General features: G+C 58.1%; 1 rRNA gene. It reads right to left on the bottom strand.

Annotation, left to right across the window (positions count from 1 at the left end):
- Positions 1-337: 337 nt before the first annotated feature.
- Positions 338-1,775: ribosomal RNA gene (locus AB4Y84_RS20790) — 16S ribosomal RNA — on the bottom strand; the annotation flags it as partial.

Raw genomic sequence — 1,775 nt, 5'->3', positions numbered from 1 at the left:
GGGGGCCAGCCGTGCACTCGGTGCAGCAGGGAAACCAGAAACACAAAACCCGGAACCACAGCACGAAGCCGTGAACCCCGGTCCTGTTGTCTCAGGACCCAACAGTGTGCCAAACACTAAACCGCCCGTACCCTCTCCCGCACCGTTCCAGGACCACCGCACTTCCAAAGGAAGGCAGGATCCGTACTGGGTGCCGGCGAAGAACCGGCGGCCGCTATTTGCTGATATTCCACCCGTGAGCACCCGCCGCAGAACTTGCGTCTGCGCAACGGGCGTACTCCTGACAACACCACCACACCCGCATACACGGGGCAGGGWWRTTGTAGGTGCTCCTTAGAAAGGAGGTGATCCAGCCGCACCTTCCGGTACGGCTACCTTGTTACGACTTAGTCCCAATCGCCAGTCCCACCTTCGACAGCTCCCTCCCACAAGGGGTTAGGCCACCGGCTTCGGGTGTTACCAACTTTCGTGACTTGACGGGCGGTGTGTACAAGGCCCGGGAACGTATTCACCGCAGCGTTGCTGATCTGCGATTACTAGCGACTCCGACTTCATGGGGTCGAGTTGCAGACCCCAATCCGAACTGAGACCGGCTTTTTGGGATTAGCTCCACCTCACAGTATCGCAACCCTTTGTACCGGCCATTGTAGCATGCGTGAAGCCCAAGACATAAGGGGCATGATGATTTGACGTCGTCCCCACCTTCCTCCGAGTTGACCCCGGCAGTCTCCCATGAGTCCCCGCCATTACGCGCTGGCAACATGGAACGAGGGTTGCGCTCGTTGCGGGACTTAACCCAACATCTCACGACACGAGCTGACGACAACCATGCACCACCTGTGAACCGGCCGCAAGCGGGGCACCTGTCTCCAGATGTTTCCAGTCCATGTCAAGCCTTGGTAAGGTTCTTCGCGTTGCATCGAATTAATCCGCATGCTCCGCCGCTTGTGCGGGCCCCCGTCAATTCCTTTGAGTTTTAGCCTTGCGGCCGTACTCCCCAGGCGGGGCACTTAATGCGTTAGCTACGGCGCGGAAAACGTGGAATGTCCCCCACACCTAGTGCCCAACGTTTACGGCATGGACTACCAGGGTATCTAATCCTGTTCGCTCCCCATGCTTTCGCTCCTCAGCGTCAGTTAATGCCCAGAGACCTGCCTTCGCCATCGGTGTTCCTCCTGATATCTGCGCATTTCACCGCTACACCAGGAATTCCAGTCTCCCCTACATCACTCTAGTCTGCCCGTACCCACCGCAGATCCGGAGTTGAGCCCCGGACTTTCACGGCAGACGCGACAAACCGCCTACGAGCTCTTTACGCCCAATAATTCCGGATAACGCTTGCGCCCTACGTATTACCGCGGCTGCTGGCACGTAGTTAGCCGGCGCTTCTTCTGCAGGTACCGTCACTTTCGCTTCTTCCCTACTGAAAGAGGTTTACAACCCGAAGGCCGTCATCCCTCACGCGGCGTCGCTGCATCAGGCTTGCGCCCATTGTGCAATATTCCCCACTGCTGCCTCCCGTAGGAGTCTGGGCCGTGTCTCAGTCCCAGTGTGGCCGGTCACCCTCTCAGGCCGGCTACCCGTCGTCGCCTTGGTGAGCCATTACCTCACCAACAAGCTGATAGGCCGCGAGTCCATCCAAAACCACAAAAAGCTTTCCACCCCCCACCATGCGATGAGGAGTCATATCCGGTATTAGACCCAGTTTCCCAGGCTTATCCCAGAGTTAAGGGCAGGTTACTCACGTGTTACTCACCCGTTCGCCACTAATCCCC

The sequence above is a fragment of the Stenotrophomonas sp. 2YAF22 genome, assembly GCF_052114665.1.
Taxonomy (GTDB): Bacteria; Pseudomonadota; Gammaproteobacteria; order Xanthomonadales; family Xanthomonadaceae; genus Stenotrophomonas; species Stenotrophomonas indicatrix.
This window is presented reverse-complemented; position numbering and strand designations above follow the sequence as displayed.